The sequence below is a fragment of the Pseudomonas meliae genome, assembly GCF_001400515.1.
Classification (GTDB): Bacteria; Pseudomonadota; Gammaproteobacteria; order Pseudomonadales; family Pseudomonadaceae; genus Aquipseudomonas; species Aquipseudomonas amygdali.
Window position 1 is genome coordinate 1 of sequence record NZ_LJQT01000455.1, and the last position, 1,452, is coordinate 1,452.

Consider the following 1,452-nt stretch of genomic DNA (forward strand, 5'->3'; position numbering starts at 1 on the left):
AACCCGGGGCGGTTCAAATCGTTCTAAAAGCCTGTTCACACTTGAAACTCCATATAAAAAGCGTGAGTCGGTTTAAGCCTTTTCATGTTGCCAGAGCCCAAGGCGCTGACTTTTCGCCCTCGGAAATATGCAAGGCTACCCTTTCAGTTGAAATGGGTCGTAAAACCAAAACCATGAAGACGGTTCAACAAAATCCACCTGAGATAGCCTATCGACGGAACGATGGCGACAGTTTCACGTATCGCTGCAAACTGGAGGGTGAGCGAGTCATTTGGAGAACATTCCTGAGCGATACCGGCGAATGGGGTCGCTGGCGTCAGCAATATTCCGAAGGGGATGCGATGACAACCTACAGCGTCTCGAATGGGAAGCTGACGATCATGAACGATCAAACAGACACTGAAACATTCAGGAAAAGTGATTTTTGATCAGCCAATACCGATGCAAAAAAGCCCGGNNCTGGCGCTGAGGCCGGGCCTTCTGATCATCAATTTCTTATCTGCGCAGGCCTTGCAGAGTAAGCACGGGCAACGTCTCGCTGGAAACTTACACCCTACCCTTCACGTCCGTCTCCTCACTCTTCAGACTCGGACGCATCAAAATCAACATCAAACGCTTGATAAAATGCCATTGGCGATTCAGCGACGATCCAGAGAAGAAGAATGACGTGATGCCCTTTTTTATTTTTGGGCAATTCTGCAGAATGCTCTTCTGTCGGCTGGAGCGCATCGCGGTGCTGGCTGAACGGCTTAAGAGGAGAAATTTCTTTATGGAAAGGCTGTTCATCAAAATGATTTCGTGTCAGTCGAGTGCTTTCATTCCAGCCATCTTTGGTGATAAACCAGCGATAACCGCGTGTCACGTGAGGCGCTTCATAACGCCATTTAACGCTGAGTGTATCGCCGCCCTTCTTAATCAGGCGAGGCCAGCCTGTAACTTTCTTACCGTTCTTTTTTTCAAGCGCTTGCGTAAGCTCTGTATCGGTGTAATTCAAACAGTCGCGCTCATCAGTCCAGCCTGCACTCACTATCAGTCCATCTACTGGCGGGGCAGCACTATCAACATCGCCATCTGCATACTCGTCTGAGCGAGGAAAATCGTGTGCAGGGCCTTCTAATTTATCAGGGAAGTTTTTGCCGCTGTCCATTCCGTGCAGATGCCACTCCAGTACCATCCCCTGATCCATGGCATACGAGCCCCGCGATTCAGGCTCAATAACCCTACCGTGTCTGGGTTGCTTACTATCAGATTCACTCATTTCCATATCCTCAATTGTTGAATCAGGCATACCTTGCCTGTTGCACAATTGAAGACCTGCTTCCATGGGCCGGATAGCTAGCAGTACAGCCAGTAGATTTTTCTGTGAAAACCTGAAACGTGAGGGCTGGTGAGCTGCCCAGCCCCGCCACCGTTGCTCTACGTGCACGCAGCACTTAAGGATTCTCCGATCAA

Annotated in this window: 2 protein-coding genes; one reads left to right on the forward strand and one right to left on the reverse strand. The window is 49.7% G+C overall.

What is annotated here, in order from left to right:
• Window positions 1-428 (forward strand): hypothetical protein (locus ALO64_RS26455; protein ID WP_235805020.1); only part of this gene is annotated, 428 nt, incomplete at its 5' end.
• A gap of 146 nt (window positions 429-574) precedes the next feature.
• On the opposite strand, the gene ALO64_RS20710 is transcribed toward ALO64_RS26455, so the two are convergent.
• Window positions 575-1,264, reverse strand: a complete 690-nt coding sequence (locus tag ALO64_RS20710) for a lytic polysaccharide monooxygenase auxiliary activity family 9 protein (protein ID WP_031598805.1) — start codon at window positions 1,262-1,264, stop codon at window positions 575-577.
• Window positions 1,265-1,452 lie beyond the last annotated feature (188 nt).

Bases quoted from the DNA above. Each gene is read 5' to 3' on its own strand.
- ALO64_RS20710 (WP_031598805.1), bottom strand. From the start codon at position 1,264: ATGGAAATGAGTGAATCTGATAGTAAGCAACCCAGACACGGTAGGGTT.